The sequence below is a fragment of the Streptomyces sp. NPDC001270 genome (assembly GCF_042896695.1).
Lineage (GTDB): Bacteria > Actinomycetota > Actinomycetes > Streptomycetales > Streptomycetaceae > Streptomyces.
This window is the reverse complement of sequence record NZ_JBIAXM010000047.1, coordinates 23,677-40,914: the sequence shown is the minus strand read 5'-3', so window position 1 is coordinate 40,914 and position 17,238 is coordinate 23,677. Positions and strand designations below refer to the sequence as shown.

Here is a 17,238-nt window from a genome sequence, read left to right as displayed (position 1 = left end):
GCGGTCGGCCTCAGTTCCGGGGACCAGGCCATGACGGGGAAGACATGAGAGCTACCCCGCGTGCGGCCGGGCCGCGGGGTGGGCCGTCGCGTCGGCGGTGAGGTGGCTCGGGCCGGTGGCACGGGTGATGGCGGATTCGACGGCGGCGATCCGGTCCGCCAGCAGGCCCAGGGCCGCGATCGCACGGGTGAGCTGGTCGTCCTCCGGGCCGCCGAGTGCCTGGGCGCGGACGTGGGCGTTCTTGACGTCGGCCCAGCGGGCGGCCTGCTCCGGGGTGAGCGTGCCGCGCAGTTCGGCCAGCTTCAGCAGGTTGGCCTCGGCGCCGGTGGTGAGGGTCTGGGCCTCGGCCGCGTAGTGGTCGTCGATCAGCGCGGACAGCTCGGCGCCGTTCATGACCGGCTGGATGCGCTGGGCGATCTTGTTCATGGTGCGGTACGAGCCCTGGAGAAGGAAGGGCGGTTCGGTGCGCGCGGTCCCGGACCGGCCGGCGGAGGCGATGTACGCGGCGTTGACCGCCAGGATCGTCTCGCGGGCGGCGAGCACGTGGCGCAGCACGGCCAGGATCCGCTCCAACTCGGCGGGGGCGTAGGGGTGGGTCAGCCTGTCGGCGCGGGCGGTCGGGTCGCCTTCGGCGAGTCGGACCAGCAGGTCGAGGTCGGCGCGGTCGCGGCCGGCGAGCGGCGCGAGCACCGGGTTCGCGGTGAGCGCGTTCTCCACGAAACTGAGCGCGAAGACATCCTCCTTGCCGGTCAGGACGTCGCCGAGGTTCCACACGTCGGCGCGGTTGGCGAGCATGTCGGGGACGCGGAAGCGCTCGCCGGACTCGGTGTACGGGTTGCCTGCCATGCAGACGGCGAAGCGCTTGCCGCGCAGGTCGTGGGTGTGCGGCCGACCGTCCCGGACGCCTTCGACGCGGCGGGTGGCGTCGCACAGCGGGATGAACTTCTGCAGCAGCTCGGGCGAGGTGTGCTGGATGTCGTCGAGGTACAGGAGGGTGTTGTTGCCCGCAGCCAGCGCGAAGTTGATCTTCTCTACTTCCTGGCGGGCGGTGGCGTTCGGCGCCTCGGCCGGGTCGAGAGAGGTGACCGCGGGTCCGAGGGCCGGACCGTCGACCCTGACCAGGAGCAGGCCGAGGCGGTCGGCGACGTACTCCATCAGCGTCGTCTTGCCGTAGCCGGGCGGGGAGACCAGCAGGAGCAGGCCGCCGGTGTCCGTGCGCTTCGAGGCGCCGGTGGTGCCGAGCTGCTTGGCGAGGCTGTCGCCGATCAGGGGGAGGTACACCTCGTCGATGAGCCTGCCGCGGACGAAGGCGGACATGGTCCGGGGCCGGTACTCGTCCAGGCGGAGCCGGGCGTGTTCGGCGGCGGCCAGTTCCGTGCGGCGGCGCTGGTGGGCGCGGTGTCCGGGGACGTCGTGCGTGCGGAACGCGTGGGTGCGGGCGAGGAACTCGTCGATGCGGAGGGACAGCGTGCGGTCGGTGATGCGGGGATGGGCACCCAGCAGTCCTTCGACCGTCCCGGTCAGCGGCGCGTGGGAGTCGTACCGGGTCAGGCCGGGGCAGAGCTCCGCGGCCACCGCCTCGGCCAGGTCGCCGGCCAGGACGCCGGTGCCGGTCGCGGCCGTGTACGAGGTGAGCCACGCCTCGACGAGCTGGCGCCGCGCGGCCAGGTCGCCGAGGGCGGCCAGATCGTCGTCGTACGCCGAAGTGCCCGCCGTACGGCGGAACGTGTCGAGCAGCGTGCGGGTGCCGCCGCTGATGACGAAGCCTTCGGGGCCGGTCGTCAGCTCCTCGAAGAGGTACGCGGCGGCGTCTTCCGCGCCGATCGCCTCCGCCAGTTCCTGCTTCAGGCCGGCGATCGCGGGCGCCGGGCCGAACGTGTTCCGGGCGCGGGCCAGGGACACCGCACGCCGCGTCCAGACCTCGCGTTCGCCGGCCGTGGTGTCGTGCGCCCAGTACAACTGGGCCGCTGCGCGGGCCGCGGGCTCGTGGCGCAGGGGGCCCGCGTCCTCGTGCAGACGCAGGAGGACGGTGAGGACCAGGACCGCGTCGTGGTCGTGGACGCCGCGTTCGTACCCCTCGTCGTAGGCGGCCTCCGCCGCCTGCCGTACGAGAGCGGGCAGGTCGGCGTCCGCGAGAGCTGCCGGGCCGTGTTCCGCCAGGAGCCGGGCGGCGAGGTACTCCGCGCGGTAGACCTCCGGCGACTCCGACGGCAGCGGCCGGTCCCCGTACGAGCGGGTCGCCGTGAAGTCGGGGTCCGTCACCGGTGAGCGGTAGTCGGTGCCGGTGAGGGCGAAGGCGAGGCCGTCGCCGTGCGGGACGAGGGTAAGGTCGAGGGGCTGGGTGTTGACGGCGAAACGGTGGGTGCCGAGGCGGAGGGTGCGGCCGTCGTCGGTGTACAGCTCGGCGCGGTCACGCAGGGCCCTGAGGGCGTCCTGGCGGGCGGACTTCAGACGGCCGTCCAGCTCCTCCGCCTTGACCGGGTCGCCGAGTTCGCGCAGTTCACCGGCCAGGCGGCGGACCTTGGCGGGTATCGGGTCGGAGGTGAAGTAGGTGGCGACGGCGTCCGCGTCGGCCAGGCCGGCGGCGCGGCGGGTGACGGTCCGCAGGATCCGCGCCGCCGAGTCGGCGAGGCGTTCCGCGCGGCGGGCGCGGGCGTCGGCGAGGGTCTGCTTGCGTGCGGAGAACGCCTCGTGGACCTCGTCCCGCTGGTCGGCGAGCGCGCCGAGGAAGTCGTCGAACTCCGCGAACCGGGACTCCAGGTTCTCCAGCTGCACCAGCGTCCGGGCGAGCTGCTCGTCGCACGCCTCGGGGCTGTCAGCGGCCGCGAGAGCTCCGGTGACCGACTGGCCCAGCAGGGCGAACTCGGCGGCGAACTCGGCCCGGCCCTCACGGTCGAGGAGTGCGCGGCGGCGGCCGTCGAGCGTGGCGCGGGCACGGTTGACGCCGCCCAGCACCCCGGCGATCCGCTCCAGTACGGCCGTGCGGACGGTGGCGTCGCCGATGTCGAGGCCGGCGACGGTCTCGGTCACCGTACGCAGTCTGTCGGCGAGTTCGTCGAGGCGGACGGTGAGGGGTGCCGCCTCGGCCACCGTGGCGATCGCCTCGGCGTCGGCGACGAGGTGCTCGATGTCGGCCCGGTGTCCGGCGAAGGCGTCCTCGCGGGCGAGGTGGGTGACGGCCCGCCGCCCGAAGGAGGCCAGGTCGGCCTCGGTCCCGGCCACGAGTTCGTCGATGCGGCCGGTGTCGGCGTACCGCAGGTCCTTCAGGGTGAGCAGGTGGCCCTGGGCGCGGCGGAGTTCGGTCAGACCGGCCACCCAGGCGGCGGCGCTTCGCGGGGCCTCGCCGCGCAGACGCCGTACGACGGCGGCGATCCGCGCCGCGCCCTCGTCGAGCGCCTCGGCGGCCCGGCGGGTGAGGTCCTGGACGGTCTCGAACTCGGCCAGGACCTGTTCGGCGGTGCTCCGCAGCTGCGTGAGCGGCTCGCGCAGATCGCCGAGTTCGGGCTCGGCCAGCCAGTGGTGGGAGTCGGCGGCGCGGACGCAGGCCGCGGCGAGCGCCTCGTACACCTCGCTCGTCGGTGTCGTCCCGGTGACGGCGCGGGTGAGGGACAGGCAGTCGGAGATGCCGCGCACGAGGTCGGCGTTGCCGACGCGGGCCAGCGGGCCGGAGCCGGCCGGCTGGGCGGCGGCGTGGGTGTCGGAGACGTACGGGGAGTTCCACCGCTGGACGGGGTGCACGCGCTGCGGCTCGTCGCTGTCGGCACGCAGGACGAGGAGGGCGCCGTCGTCGAACAGGGCCCAGCCGTGGCAGGACAGCGGGGTGGCGACCTCCTTGCGGATCACGTTGTAGGGCAGCAGCAGGCTGTGTCCCGCCACGCGCGCGCGGAAAGCGAACAGCACGTCCTCGCCGTTGGGCGAGCGGACCAGACGCTCGAACTGAAGGCCGTCGGTGTCGACGCCGTCGAACGTCCGGTACGAGCCCGTGGCCAGGCAGTAGCCGCCCGGGAACACGATGCCCTGGTCCTCGGGCAGCCTTCGGCACGCCTGGCCGATGCCGTCCAGCCGGACCACCGACCTGGTGAGCGTGTGGAACACCAGGTAGCGGTCGGTGTCCTCGTTGTAGGGGCGGATCCGCAACAGGATCAGGGCACCCACGCGCGCGTACGCGATGTCCGCGTCGGCGAGGGACTGGAGCGGCTCGGCGACCGGCTCGGCATGGACGCCCGCACCGGTCCCGGTGTCGTTCTCGACCTTGACGGTGAGGGTGCCGCCGATGGTGTCCACGAACACCTCGCCCCCGATGGAGACGTGCGGATGGCGGCCGTGGACGTGGTCCTCGCGGGTCGTACGCGTCCAGTCGAAGTCGTGGGAGGGCGGGAAGACGTGGTCGCGGTCGCCGCGCGCGTCCAGGAAGGACACCTGGCCGTCGTCGCTCACCGCCCAGCGCAGGACGCGGATGTCCCCGGCCTTTTCCCCGGTCTGGAAGACGGCCAGCAGTTTGCCGTCGACCCGGCGGAGCCGGCGGAGGTGGGCCTGGCGGTAGTAGCGGTACAGGGCCGCGAACTCCCGGCGGAAGGCCGGGTCGTCCAGCAGGCCGGGGACGGCGTCGTCCGGGAGCCGGTTCAGGTCGCGGTCGTGCAGTGTGAAGACGTCGCCGACGGTCGTCCCGGGCTTCGGGCCGAGGAAGACGTTGTGGCCGAAGAGCAGGACGTCGCCGACCGGGACGATGTCCCGGGGCACACACGTGTGTTCCGTGCGCAGCCGCTCGGTGCCGGCGAGTTCCAGTCGTGTGGTGCCGAACTCCTCGATCCTGCGGGCGTCGAGCGCCTCGGTGCGGCGGGCGAGTTCGGCGGCCTGCGCGGTGAGGCGGTCGCGCAGCACCTCGTACGTGCCGGTGTCCAGGCCGGTGGTCATGGAGCCCTCTCAGGAAGTCGGAGCAGAGACATGGCCCGGAGCCGCCGCCCCCCGTGCGGCAGCTTTGGACCACGGGTCGGTCAGCCCTCGGCGCTGCCGTTGAGGGCGGCGAGGGAGGTGTCGGCGAGGCCCAGCTCACCGGCCCTGTCCAGGAGTTGCTGGACGTGCCCCGCGTTCGCTCCGCCGTTCTTCATCAGCTTCATCAGCAGCGCGGACACGGTCAGGTTCTGCACGTCCGCCGTGGAGACCGAGCCGAGGACGCGACCGAGGTCGTCGGTGAGGCTCGACGAACCGTCCAGCCAGGGCCGGGCGAGGGCCTGTGCCGTCTCGGAGTGCTGCACGAACCCGTCCACGCTCCTGCCGAGCGAGATGGCGGAGACCAGGCGGTCGAAGAAGACCGACTCGCCGCCCACGATGTTGATGTCGGCGTTCTCCAGGCCGGTGGCGAGGACGGTGGCCTGGGCCTCGGCGACCTGCTTGTGCACGTCGAGTCCGGCCAGCCGGATGTCCTTCTCCGCCTGCAACCGCAGCCGGAACTCCTCGTGACCGCGGGACGCCTCGTCGAGCGCGGCCATCGCCGCCGCCTTCTCGGTCAGGCCGGCCGCCTCCGCCTTCAGCTTCTCCCCGATGCCCTCGGCCTCGGCGAGCGCCTTCGCGCGGGCGCCCTCCGCCTCGGCCCGCATCCGCGCCCCGGCCGCCTCGGCCTCCGCACGGCCGGCCTTCTCGACGACCTCGGCCTCCTTGTCCCGGACCTGGACGACGGCCAGACCCTCCGCCGCGGCCTCGGCCCGGACCCCCTCCGCCAGCCGCAGCTTGGCCTGGGCGTCGAGGTCGGCCGACTTCAACCGCGCCTCGGCCAGGGTGAGTTCCTCGGCAGCGCGGTGCACGGCGGCCTGCTCGGCGGCCTCGGCGGCCTTGATGTCCTTGACGAACTTCTCCTGCGCCTCGGCCTCGGCGGTGATGACGACGGCCTGGCGGTCGCGTTCCGCCTGCTCCACGGCCCGCAGCTTCTTGATTGCCTCCTCCTGCTCGGCGACCGTGCGGTCCACGGCGACGCGTTCGCGGATGACCTCGGCGATCTCCCGCTTCTCCGCCTCGACCTCCTTGTCGGCGGCGATCCTCGTCAGCTGCGTCTCCCGTTCCCGGGCGATGGCCTCCAGCACGCGGTCCTTCTCGATGCGTTCGTTCTCCACGGCGATGACCCGCTCACGGTTCTTCGCGGCGACGGCGACCTCGCGGGCCTGGTTCTCCCGCTGGACGCCGAGCTGTTCCTCGGTGCGCAGGAAGGCGCCCTGCGACCGCAGCCGCTCCTCCTCCACCACCCGCGCGGTCTCCGCCTCCTCGCGGGCCCGTACGGTCTCGATCTCCCGGCGCTGCTTGATCTCGGCGTCCGCCTGCCGTCGCTCCAGCTCCAGAATGGCCTCGCGGGCGTCGACGTTCTGCCGGGTGATCTCCTTCTCCTCGGTGCGCTGGGCCTCGTTGGTGCGCACGTGCTCCACGGCCGTCAGCTCGGTGATCTTGCGGATGCCCTGGGCGTCGAGGACGTTGGCCGGGTCCAGTTGGGTGAGCGGCGTCTGCTCCAGGTAGTCGATCGCCGCGTCCTCCAGGTGGTAGCCGTTGAGGTCGATACCGATCAACTCGATGATGTTGTAGCGGAGTTCCTCGCGCTTGGTGTACAGGTCGGTGAAGTCCATCTGCTTGCCGACGGTCTTCAGCGCCTCGGAGAACTTCGCGTGGAACAGCTCCTGCAACGTCCTCTGGTCGCTGGCCCGCGCCGTACCGACCGCCTGGGCGACCTTGATGACGTCCCCGACGGACTTGTTGACCTTCACGAAGAACGAGATGCGGATGTCCGCCCGGATGTTGTCCCGGCAGATCAGGCCCTCCTTGCCGGCCCGGGTGATCTCGATCGTCTTCACCGAGATGTCCATCACCTCGGCCTTGTGCAGCACCGGCAGCACGACCTGGCCGGTGAAGGTCACGTCGACCTTCCGCAGCTTGGAGACGATCAGGGCCTTGCCCTGCTCCACCTTGCGGAAGAGCCGGGAGACGACGAGTGTGGCGAGCAGGCAGACGATGACGAGCACGCCGATGCCCATGGCGATGGTGTTCATGCACAATCCTTCGGGTCTGCGAGAAGTCGGTGCCTCGGCGGGAGGCGGGGCCCGCTCGGCTGCGGGAAGGCGCGCGGCGGTGCGGCGCCCGGTGCGTCGGCGAGGGCGTTCGGCTGGGTTCAACCGTGGGAACGGGGACTGCCGGGGTCGTACGGGGCGCCGGCGGCCGCGGTCAGCCGGTGAGGGAACAGCCCGGCGAGGAGGGACGCGCACCGTCGTGGCCGGGCGGCGATCGGAATCCCGCCGAGAGACCGGGGCGGCGACGGTGCGTCGGCGTCGAAGCCCCGCGGGTCGATCCGGCCCAGCCGAACCGGCGCCCGGAAGCCGAGAGCGACCACGAGGACCGGGGTGAAGGTGACGGCGGGGAAGCGCACGGATACGTCGACGACCTGTCCCATGTCCTCGCCCCCCGATCCGAGTTCCCGGCTCCCCTGTCGCTGCCGCCCTCATCTTGAACCGGGAACGCCCCCTCACACACTGCCGTCGCCCGGCAGTCTTGACGTCTCCTGAATGCCGGTCACCGCACCTCGCCGCGGGTGCCGGAGCGGGGCGCGGCAGGAGGCCCGGCTGTCCAGTCCCCTGGCTTCGAGCGGATCTTCCCCCAGGCCGGTCAAGGGTTCCTCCCGTGCCGGTGCGGGTCTCGGCCGGGAGCGCGCCCGCGGCTGCCCTCAGTTGCGCAAGGTGGCACGCAGGCGCAGGCCGACGGTTGCGAGACCTCCGAAGGTGGTCACCTGGTAGCTGGGTTCCGGTCCGGGCGGCTCGCTCACGTGGTGGCGGCGGGCGGTCTGCGCGGTCAGGAGCGTCAGCATCGCCATGGCCAGGGCCGCTCCCTCGCAGCCGTGCGGCCCGGTACCGAAGGCGAGGAAGGCCCCGGGTTTCGCCGGCGAGCCCGCATCGTCGAGCCAGCGTTCGGGCTGGAACCGGTCCGGCTCGGAGTGTTCCCGTGCGTCGCGGTGGGCGGTGTAGGGGCAGACGAGAACCGTGGACCCGGCGTCGATGGTGCAGTCGGCGAGTTGAGTCTGGCGCGTGGCGTGCCGGGTCAGCAGCCAGCTCGGGGGGTGCAGTCGGAGCACCTCGCGTACCAGCGCCTGGGTGTAGCGCAGGCTGTCGAGGTGGGTGCTGGTCGTCGCGGCCGGGTCCGCGGGCAGCAAGCCGGCTTCGGTCGCGACGCGGTCCGCTGCCTGGGGGTACCGGGCCAGGTGGAGCAGGATCCAGCCGGCTGCCCGGGAAGGTGTCTCGAAGGTGGCGACCGTGATGCCGGGGAGGGTGTCGAGGACGACCTCTTCCGGCAGCAGACCGTAGTGGGGGGAGGGCTGGAGCATCTGGCCCAGCATGTCGTCACCGAGCCGGCCCGATGAACGGCGCCGCCGGACGACGGGCCGCAGAGCGTCGGTGAAGGCGACTTGCTGCCGGGTGCGGAACCGCCGTGCCGGTGTGGGGATCCAGCGCGGCCATACCCAGCGCGAGGGACGTACGAGCACCTCCCGGGCCAGGAAGAGTTGTGAGGCGAGGGGCAGCAGGGTGGGAGTGTCCTCGGAGAAGAGGTAGCGCACGCCGATCCCTGCCAGGGTGTCCCGGACCGGGGGCAGAATCTCGACGTCCCGGCCCGTGGGCCACTGGTCGGCAAATCGAGCGGTCCCGGGCGCGATCTCACCGATCCGGGCCGCAACCGCCTGCGGGCGCAGTCCGCGCATCCGGGCGGCGTGAGCGTGCGCACGCTCCTCGGACGTCGGTGCTCCGCTCGGCCGCTTCAACGGCGGGAAGAGAGGCGAGGCCGCCCTGCGGAAGTCCTGCGCGCGGCGCAGAACCGCCTCACACGGCCCGGCCGCAGCGGCTACGTAGACACCCGGCTCCAACTGCCAGACGTCCCCGCACTCGTCAGCGCCACGGCGCGCCATGGCCAGCCGGTCGCGGCTCCAGGCCGCGAAGCTGCCTTCGGGCAACCGAGGCGGCTCATGCATTCGGCCCATGAGATCGTTCCTGACACTCGTGCCTGTCCAGGCCGATGTCGTCGGCAGCGTGTCTGGGCGCCGGCGGGCGCCCAGAGGTGCCCGCCGGCAGTGCGGTCAGACTGTGTCGTCGCCGGTGTACGCGTCCCATCCGGCCCCGTACGCACCGTAGTGGCGGCTGAAGGACAGCTTGCCGAGCAGCTTGGCGATCATGATGCACTCCTCTCGCCTGTCTTCGGCAGCAATTGCCACACAATCCACCTTGCCATATATGGCACATATCTCATATTTGGGGCATCGGTCGTGCGCATGGATGTCAGACGTGTGCTGGCGGACCGGGCCCGCAAGCACACCGCCGTCGCCCCGATGGAGCACAGGGATCGCACGAGGGCTTCCGGAGCGCTCCCACCCGTACAGGTCCGGGGCCGTGCAGAGGCTCGCCTGACCTGCGGAGACAATGGTGTCGGTCGGGGAGCTACGGATGGGGCCCGTCGGCGCTGAGGCTCGCCGACCGCATCGGCACCTGTCCCCGTCCCTGGCCGGGCTCAGTGGGCCGCGCCCAGCCTTCTCCTGGGTGTGCGCCCGGCCGGCTCCGGCTCCCGCTCACCCATGGCCCAGAGTGAACGCACATGCCCGAGGTGGCGGGCGATGCACTTCTCGGCACCCTTCGCGTCACCCGCGACCATCAGGTCGAGGAGTTCGATGTGCTCTTCGGCGGACGGGATCAGCTGGTCGCGCTCGTCCAGAGCGGTCAGTCCGTACAGGCGTGAGCGTTTGCGCAGGTCGCCGACGGTTTCGACGAGCCGGTCGTTTCCGGTGAGCGCGAGCAGGGAGAGATGGAACCGGCGGTCGGCCTCCAGATAGCCGATGAGGTCGTGCTCGCGCGCGGCGCGCACGATGTCCTCGGCCACCGGACGCAGCGCCTCCAGCTCCTCGCGGGCGGCGCTGCGGGTGACCCGGCCGATCATGGGGACCTCGATCAGGGTGCGGATCTCGGTGTACTGGTCGAGGTCGCGTTCGTTGACCTCGGTGACGCGGAAGCCCTTGTTGCGGACCGGCTCGACGAGGCCCTCGCGGGCGAGGTCGAGCATCGCCTCGCGCACCGGTGTCGCGGAGATGCCGAAGTCCTCGGCCAGACCGGGCGCCGAGTAGACCTCGCCCGGCCGCAGTTCGCCGGAGATCAGCGCGGCGCGCAAGGCGTGGGCTACCTGGTCGCGCAGCCGCTCCCTGGTGGTGATGAGGTTGCGCTGCTTGAGGTGGCCCATGGCGGTGGTGTTCCCTTCGTGCCCCGTGCCCTCGCGGCCGAGCGGATCACCAGAGTATAATGTCATGTTGCTCTCGCGAGGGTCTGCGCGTGTGCGGGCGCCCGTGTGCAGGTGGCCGCTGGTGGAGAACGCCAGGGCGTCAAGTCCTTGTTCGCGTGGGCCGTGGCCGGCTGCCTCGGCTCCGCCGAAGGGCAGACGGAATCGGGACCGGCCCGGTGGTCAGAGAAGGAAGCCTCCGGGGAAGGGATCGTCCGGGTCGAGGAAGTACTGGGCGGTGCCCGTGATCCAGGCGCGCCCGGTGATGCGGGGAACGACGGCGGGTATTCCGCCGACCTCGGTCTCCGCCACGAGACGGCCGGTGAACTCGGAACCGATGAAGGACTCGTTGACGAAGTCGCGGTGCAGCGGCAGTGCGCCGCGGGCGTGCAGCTGCGCCATCCGTGCCGAGGTGCCGGTGCCGCACGGTGAGCGGTCGAACCAGCCCGGGGCGATGGCCATGGCATGACGTGAACGGTGCGCGTCAGAGCCGGGGGCGGCGAGGTAGACGTGCTTGACCCCGGCGATCTCGGGCTGCTCCGGGTGGACGGGGCGGTCCGGCGATGCGTTGATCGCGTCCATGATGGCCAGCCCGGCCGCGAGCAGGTCGTCCTTGCGGGAGCGGTCGAACGGCAGCCCCAGCGCGTCCAGTTCGACAAAGGCGTAGAAGTTTCCGCCGAAGGCGAGGTCGTACGTCACCGTCCCGTACCCCGGCACGTCCGCCTTGCGGTCCAGGCCGGCACAGTAGGCGGGGACGTTGGTGAGCGTGGCCGACTTCGCCGCGCCGTCCTCGACGTGTACGTCGACGGTGACGAGTCCGGCCGGGGTGTCGAGGCGGACGGTCGTGGTGTCGGCGACGGGGACCATGCCGGTCTCGACGAGGACGGTGGCCACGCCGATGGTGCCGTGTCCGCACATCGGCAGCACGCCGGAGACCTCGATGTACAGCACGCCGAAATCGGCGTCGGGGCGCGTCGGCGGCTGGAGGATCGCGCCGCTCATCGAGGCGTGACCGCGAGGCTCGTACATCAGGAGTGTGCGCAGGTGGTCCAGGTGCTCGATGAAGTGGAGCCTGCGCTCCGCCATCGTGGCGCCGGGGATCACCCCGACACCTCCGGTGATCACACGGGTCGGCATGCCTTCGGTGTGCGAGTCGACGGCGTGGAAGACGTGACGGGTACGCAATGGACGTCCCTTCCGGTAGGGCTGATCGGGGTCAGCGGAGGCCGTCGGCGACGGCCTTCTCGGTCGCCGCGCGGACCGAGGTCTCCGGCGCGGCGGACAGCGGCATACGCGGTGGGCGCGTGGGGCCGGCGTGGCGGCCGACGAGGCCCATGGACAGCTTGATGGCCTGCACGAACTGGGTCTGGGAGTCCCAGCGCAGCAGCGAGTGCAGTGACTTGTACAGCGGGAGCGCGGTGTCGAGGCGGCCGGTGGTGGCGGCGTGGTACAGCTCGGCACAGGTGGCGGGGAAGACGTTCGCGTAGCCGGCGATCCAGCCGACCGCGCCGGCCAGGGAAAGTTCGAGCAGGACGTCGTCCGCGCCGATCAGCACGTCGAGTTCGGGAGCGAGTTCGGCGATCTCGTAGGCCCTGCGGACGTCGCCGCTGAACTCCTTCACGGCCACGATGCTGCCGTCGCCGTGGAGTTGGGCGAGGAGCGCGGGGGTGAGATCGACCTTGGTGTCGAGGAGATTGTTGTACCCCACGATGGGCAGCCCGGCCCGCGCGACGTCCGCGTAGTGGGCGCGCACCGCCTGCTCGTCGGCGCGGTAGGCGTTCGGCGGGAGCAGCAGAACGCTCCCGCAGCCCTGCTCGGCGGCCTGTTCGGTCCAGCGGCGGGACTCCGCGCTGCCGTAGGCGGAGACGCCCGGCATCACGCGCGCGCCGTCCCCCGCGGCCTCGACGGCGGTGCGGACCACACGGGCACGCTCGTCGTCGGTGAGGGTCTGGTACTCGCCGAGGGAGCCGTTGGGCACCACTCCGTCGCAGCCGTTGTCGATGAGCCACCGGACGTGCTCGGCGTAGGCGTCGTAGTCGACGGAGAGGTCCGCACGCAGGGGCAGTGCGGTGGCGACCATGATGCCGCGCCATGGGCGGTCGGCGTTCCAGGCCGTGCTGGAGGTGGACGCGGTGGTGGCGGTCATGAAGGAACCCCTTCTATGATGTGTGACATTTTATTTGGCTGTGTGTGGCACCCACAAGTGGTGCCGGGTCCATCAGCCGGCGGACTCGTGGTGTGTCTGTCTGTTGGTGGCTCGTCCGGTTCGTCATGAGACGGGCTGGCCGGGCCCGTTCGGACCGGCCGCGTGGGGTCGCCCGGACGAGTCGGTGGGCAGGGCGACCGGCTCGCCCGGTTCGAGCGAGCCGAGCACCCCCAGCGGTACGGGCACCGCGAGCGGCCGACGCTCGGGAGACGCCGGTGCGGAATCGCCGCCCGCTCCCGCCGCGAGGCAGGCCACAGCCGGCGCGCACACCCTGCCCTGGCACCAGCCCATGCCCGCGCGGGTGAGGAGTTTGACGGTACGGGCGTCACGGGCGCCGTAGTCGGCGAGGGCCTCACGAACGGCGCCGGCGCTCACCTCCTCGCAGCGGCACACGTCCGTCGCGTCGTCGAGCCAGCCGGCCCAGCCCGGCCCCGGCGCGTGCACGGCCGCCATCGTGTCGGCGAAGGCCCGCAGGCGATCGCGGCGGCGTCGCAGCTCCCGCACGCGGCGATCACGGGCCAGGTCGGACCGGTCGCGCGCCCGGGCGGCCACCGCGATGCCCGCCAGCTCACCCTCGGCGCGGGCGAGTTCCGCACCGCCGATCCCACCGGTCTCGCCCGCCGCCCACAGGCCCCGCACCGAGGTCTCCTGCGACGCGTCCAACGCGAGGGCGTACGTTCCGTCCTGGGTCCGCCGCGTCGCACATCCGAGGCTCGTGGCGAGTTCCACTTGCGGGACGAGACCGTGCCCCACCGCGAGCACGTCGCAGGCCATCCGGCGGCCCGTCCCCGGCAGGGGCCGCCAGTCGCGGTCGATGCGGGAGACGGTGACCGCCTCCACCCGGTCGGTGCCGTGGACCTGGGTCACCGCGCTGCGGGTGCGCAGGCGCACGCCGCGCCGCACCAGCCCCGCACCGTGGACCACGGCCTCCCTCAGCTTGTGCGGGTTCGTGACGAGGACGCCGGGGCGGCGGACGTACCCCGCATAGCCGGACGCCTCGACCACCGCGGGAACGCGTGCGCCGGCAGCGGAGAGCGAGGCGGCGACGGCGAGCAGCAGCGGGCCGCTGCCCGCCACGACGACGCGCCTGCCGGGCAGCACCAGCCCGGACTTCAGCATCGCCTGCGCGCCGCCCGCACCTACGACGCCCGGCAGCGTCCAGCCGGGGAAGGGGAGGTGGCGTTCGTACGCACCGGTCGCGAGGAGGACCGTACGGGCCCGCACGCGGGCGGGGCGTTCGCCCGTGCCGTCCGCGCCCGTGACCGCGTGCACCGCCCATTCCTCTTCGCCTGCTCGCGCCACGGTCCAGACGTGGTGCCCGGCGAGGTGGACGACGTCGCTCGCCGCAAGGCGGCGGCGCAAGCGGTCGAAGACGGGCCAGTCATGGTGCAGCGCCTGAGGGCGCACCGCGCCGCGGGCCGGGGCGGGGTGGCGGTAGAACTGGCCGCCGAGCTGACCAGACGCATCCAACAGGGCGACGGACAGGCCCCGTTCGGCAGCGGCGACGGCACCCGCCAGGCCCGCGCAGCCCGCGCCGATCACCGCGAGGTCGTACAGCGCGCCATACGCGTCATCGGTCGCCTCGTCAGACGGTGAGTTCGGCATGGCCGTGCCCTTCCTGGGTGGTGATCACGTCGCCTGGGCGGGCGGGGACCAGGCAGGCCCGTCTATTGGGCAGGTCATTGACCGTGGCGAGACAGTCGTGGCACTGACCGATGCCGCAGAAGACTCCGCGCGGACGGCCGTCGCGGCGGGTGGTGCGCCAGGCGAGGACGCCCGCCGACCAGAGAGCGGCGGCGATGGTCTGTCCCGGCAGCGCGGTGAGCGTGCGCCCGTCGAAGGTGATCTCGAAGGGGGTGCCGGGTGCCGCGCCGACCAGCCCGGCGGGGGTGCGGTCACGCGCCATGGAGCGGCTCCTTTTCAGCTGAGGGCAGGCGGGACAGGTGATTGGGCGGCGCACCGCCGCGGTCAGAAACGGCCGGCGTCCTGGCTGTCATCCCGCCGCACCGAAGCGGTCCGGTCTGAACGGAACGATGTCCAGGGGGAGTGGGGCCCCGGACAGAACTCGGGCGATGATCAGCCCGGTTGCGGGGGCGAGCCCGATCCCCGCACCCTCGTGGCCGCAGGCGTGCAGCAGTCCGGGGACGCGGGGGTCCGGGCCGATCGCGGGCAGATGGTCGGGCAGGTACGGGCGGAAACCGGCGTACGTCCGCATCGCGCGCACCCCGGCGAGCACCGGGAACAGCCGGGTGGCCTGGGCCGCGAGGCGGCGCAGCGCCTCCACCGACAGCGTGCGGTCGAAGCCGACCCGTTCCCTGCTCGCACCGATCAGGACCGGTCCCGACGGGGTGCCCTCGACGACGGCGGAAGTCTGCAGCCCCGCCGATCCGCTGGCGACATCGGCGACATAGTCGGCGGCGTACACCTTGCGCCGCACCACACGCGGCAGCGGCTCGGTGACCAGGACGAAGCCGCGCCGGGGCAGCACCGGCAGGCCCACGCCGGCGAGCCGGGCGAGTGCGCCGCCCCAGCTCCCGGCGGCGTTCACGACATACGGGGCGCGCACATCACCGCGCGCCGTGCGTACGCCCCGTACCTCCTCGTTCGCACCCGTCAGGACGCCGGTCACCTCCTCGCCGAGCCGCAGGCGCACCCCGCCGGAGCCCTGCCCGCCCGCGGCGCGCAGCAGGTGCGCGGCGGCGCGTGCGGGCTGCACCTGGGCGTCCTGCGGGTAGCGGAAGCCGCCCGCCAGGTCCGGGGCGAGGTGCGGCTCCAGGTCACGGAGCCGGTCGCCTGCGACCCGCTCCACCTGCACGCCCGCCCGCTCCTGCCGGGCGGCGAAGTCCCGCAGTGCTGCCATGGACGCCTCGTCGGGGGCGACGACCAGCCCGCCCTTGGCCTCGTACTCGATCGGGGGCGGCAGAAGGCCGGACAGCTCACGCCACAACCGCACGGACAGCAGGGCCAGTTCCAGCTCGGGGCCGGGTTCCTTGTCGGAGACCAGCAGATTGCCCTCGCTGGCTCCCGTGGTCCCGCCCGCGACGGCGCCACGGTCGATCACGGTGACGGAGAGGCCGGAGCGGGCCGCGTAGTAGGCGCAGGCCGCGCCGACCACACCCGCCCCGATGACGATGAGATCCGCAGAGCTACTCGTGGGCACGCAAGTAATATTTCACATTGCACTTGCCTTGCCAAGAGGCTCAGCGACTCTCGGTCAGCTCTCCCATCCACGCCTCGATGGCGTCCGGGGTGCGCGGCAGGGCACCTGACATCAACCGTGCTCCCTCGGCGGTGATGACCAGGTCGTCCTCGATGCGCACGCCCATGCCCCGCAGTTCGTCCGGCAGCGTCTCGTCGTCGGGTTGGAGGTAGAGACCGGGCTCGACCGTCAGCACCTGGCCCTCTTCCAACACCCCGTCCAGATAGGACTCCACCCGCGCCTGCGCGCAGTCGTGGACGTCGAGCCCGAGCATGTGCCCGCTGCTGCACAGGGTGTAGCGACGGTGTAGGTCGCCCTCGGGACTTTTGAGCACGCCCCATTCCGTGAGCCCTTCCGCGATCACGCGCATCGCGGCCCGGTGGAAGTCACGGAAGCTCGCGCCCGGCCTGAGCGCCGCGATGCCCGCGTCCTGGGCGGCGAGCACGAGGTCGTACACCTGCCGTTGCACGGGTGAGAACCGCCCGGAGAGAGGCAGGGTGCGGGTGATGTCGGCGGTGTAGAGGCTGTCCGTCTCCACGCCCGCGTCCAGGAGCAGCAACTGCCGTGCGTCCAGCGGCCCGTCGTTGCGTATCCAGTGCAGGACGCAGGCGTGGGCGCCGGACGCCACGATGGTCTCGTAGCCGGTGCCGTTGCCCTCGGCGCGGGCGCGCAGGCCGAACACGCCCTCGATCCAGCGCTCACCGCGTGGGTGGGCGAGGGCGCGCGGCAGGTCGCGTACGACGTCTTCGAAGCCGGCGGCGGTGTGATCCACGGCGAACTGCACCTGGTCCACTTCCCAGACGTCCTTGATCAGCCTCAACTCGCTCAAGACGGCGGCGAGTTCCGCGTCGACCGTGGCGTCGCGGCCCGGCGGCAGCATTCCTCGGTCGCCGAGGCCGGTGCAGCGGATGCCGGTCATGCGCTCGGCCTCGTCGAGGTCGGGGCGGCGGCCGACCCAGAACTCGCCGTAGCGCCGGTCGCGGTAGAAGCCGCCGTCGGTACGTGGCGAGCGGGGCCGCACGTACAGGACCGCCTCGTGCCGATGGGGTCCGTCCGGCTCCAGGACCAGGACGTGCCCGGCCTGTTCTTCGCCGGTCAGACCGGTGAGCCAGGCGTACGCGCTGTACGGCCGGAAGCGGTGGTCGCAGTCGTTCGAGCGGACTTTCAGCTCTCCCGCGGGGATGATCAGCCGCTCGCCGGGGAAGCGGGCGGACAGCCGGGCGCGGCGGGCGGGGGTGAAGTCTGCGGCGGCCAGCCGGATGTCGGCGACCAGCGGGGTGGGCGTCCAGTCACCCGCCATGAACACCTCGAACTCGGGTGAGACGGGCAGGTCGTGACTGACCGTCCGGGGTGCGTCGACCTGGGGTTCGTTCATCGCTCCTCCTTGACCTCTCGCATGCCATTTCACACTACTGTGCGACGTTTCAAATTTCAGTGTGGGTACCACTTTTCTCGCCGACCGCCGACCGCCGACCGCCGACCGCCGACCGCCGACCGCCGACCGCCGACCGCCGACCGCCGACCGCCGACCGCCGACCGCCGACCGCCGACCGCC

11 protein-coding genes are annotated in these 17,238 nt (G+C 72.3%); all 11 read right to left on the bottom strand.

The window, feature by feature from the left end; all coding sequences use genetic code 11:
* Nucleotides 1-51 precede the first annotated feature (51 nt).
* Nucleotides 52-4,914, bottom strand: a complete 4,863-nt coding sequence (locus tag ACFY2B_RS41480) for a DNA repair ATPase (RefSeq protein ID WP_390768243.1) — start codon at nt 4,912-4,914, stop codon at nt 52-54.
* A gap of 80 nt (nt 4,915-4,994) precedes the next feature.
* Entirely contained in the window at nt 4,995-7,028 is a 2,034-nt protein-coding gene (locus ACFY2B_RS41475) for an SPFH domain-containing protein (protein WP_390768242.1), read from the bottom strand.
* 119 nt (nt 7,029-7,147) lie between these two features.
* Nucleotides 7,148-7,426 (bottom strand): hypothetical protein, encoded by a 279-nt coding sequence (locus ACFY2B_RS41470; RefSeq protein ID WP_390768241.1) that lies wholly within the window; start codon nt 7,424-7,426, stop codon nt 7,148-7,150.
* Between the two features lie 270 nt (nt 7,427-7,696).
* On the bottom strand, nt 7,697-8,989 hold the full coding sequence (locus tag ACFY2B_RS41465) for a cytochrome P450 (RefSeq protein ID WP_390768240.1): 1,293 nt from the start codon (nt 8,987-8,989) through the stop codon (nt 7,697-7,699).
* Nucleotides 8,990-9,522: 533 nt separating this feature from the next.
* Nucleotides 9,523-10,242 (bottom strand): GntR family transcriptional regulator, encoded by a 720-nt coding sequence (locus ACFY2B_RS41460; protein WP_390768254.1) that lies wholly within the window; start codon nt 10,240-10,242, stop codon nt 9,523-9,525.
* A gap of 219 nt (nt 10,243-10,461) precedes the next feature.
* Nucleotides 10,462-11,463 (bottom strand): proline racemase family protein, encoded by a 1,002-nt coding sequence (locus tag ACFY2B_RS41455; protein ID WP_390768239.1) that lies wholly within the window; start codon nt 11,461-11,463, stop codon nt 10,462-10,464.
* A gap of 31 nt (nt 11,464-11,494) precedes the next feature.
* Nucleotides 11,495-12,424, bottom strand: coding sequence for a dihydrodipicolinate synthase family protein (locus ACFY2B_RS41450; protein ID WP_390768238.1), 930 nt, complete (start codon nt 12,422-12,424; stop codon nt 11,495-11,497).
* Between the two features lie 123 nt (nt 12,425-12,547).
* Nucleotides 12,548-14,089: an FAD-dependent oxidoreductase gene (locus ACFY2B_RS41445; protein WP_390768237.1), complete on the bottom strand. Its 1,542-nt coding sequence runs from the start codon at nt 14,087-14,089 to the stop codon at nt 12,548-12,550.
* The gene (locus ACFY2B_RS41440) at nt 14,070-14,390 is read right to left on the bottom strand and encodes a (2Fe-2S)-binding protein (protein ID WP_390768236.1); all 321 of its coding nucleotides are present in this window, start codon (nt 14,388-14,390) and stop codon (nt 14,070-14,072) included. The genes ACFY2B_RS41445 and ACFY2B_RS41440 overlap by 20 nt, the downstream gene beginning before the upstream one ends.
* A gap of 87 nt (nt 14,391-14,477) precedes the next feature.
* On the bottom strand, nt 14,478-15,644 hold the full coding sequence (locus ACFY2B_RS41435) for an NAD(P)/FAD-dependent oxidoreductase (RefSeq protein WP_390768235.1): 1,167 nt from the start codon (nt 15,642-15,644) through the stop codon (nt 14,478-14,480).
* Between the two features lie 40 nt (nt 15,645-15,684).
* Nucleotides 15,685-17,058: an aminopeptidase P family protein gene (locus ACFY2B_RS41430; RefSeq protein ID WP_390768234.1), complete on the bottom strand. Its 1,374-nt coding sequence runs from the start codon at nt 17,056-17,058 to the stop codon at nt 15,685-15,687.
* Between the last annotated feature and the right edge of the window lie 180 nt (nt 17,059-17,238).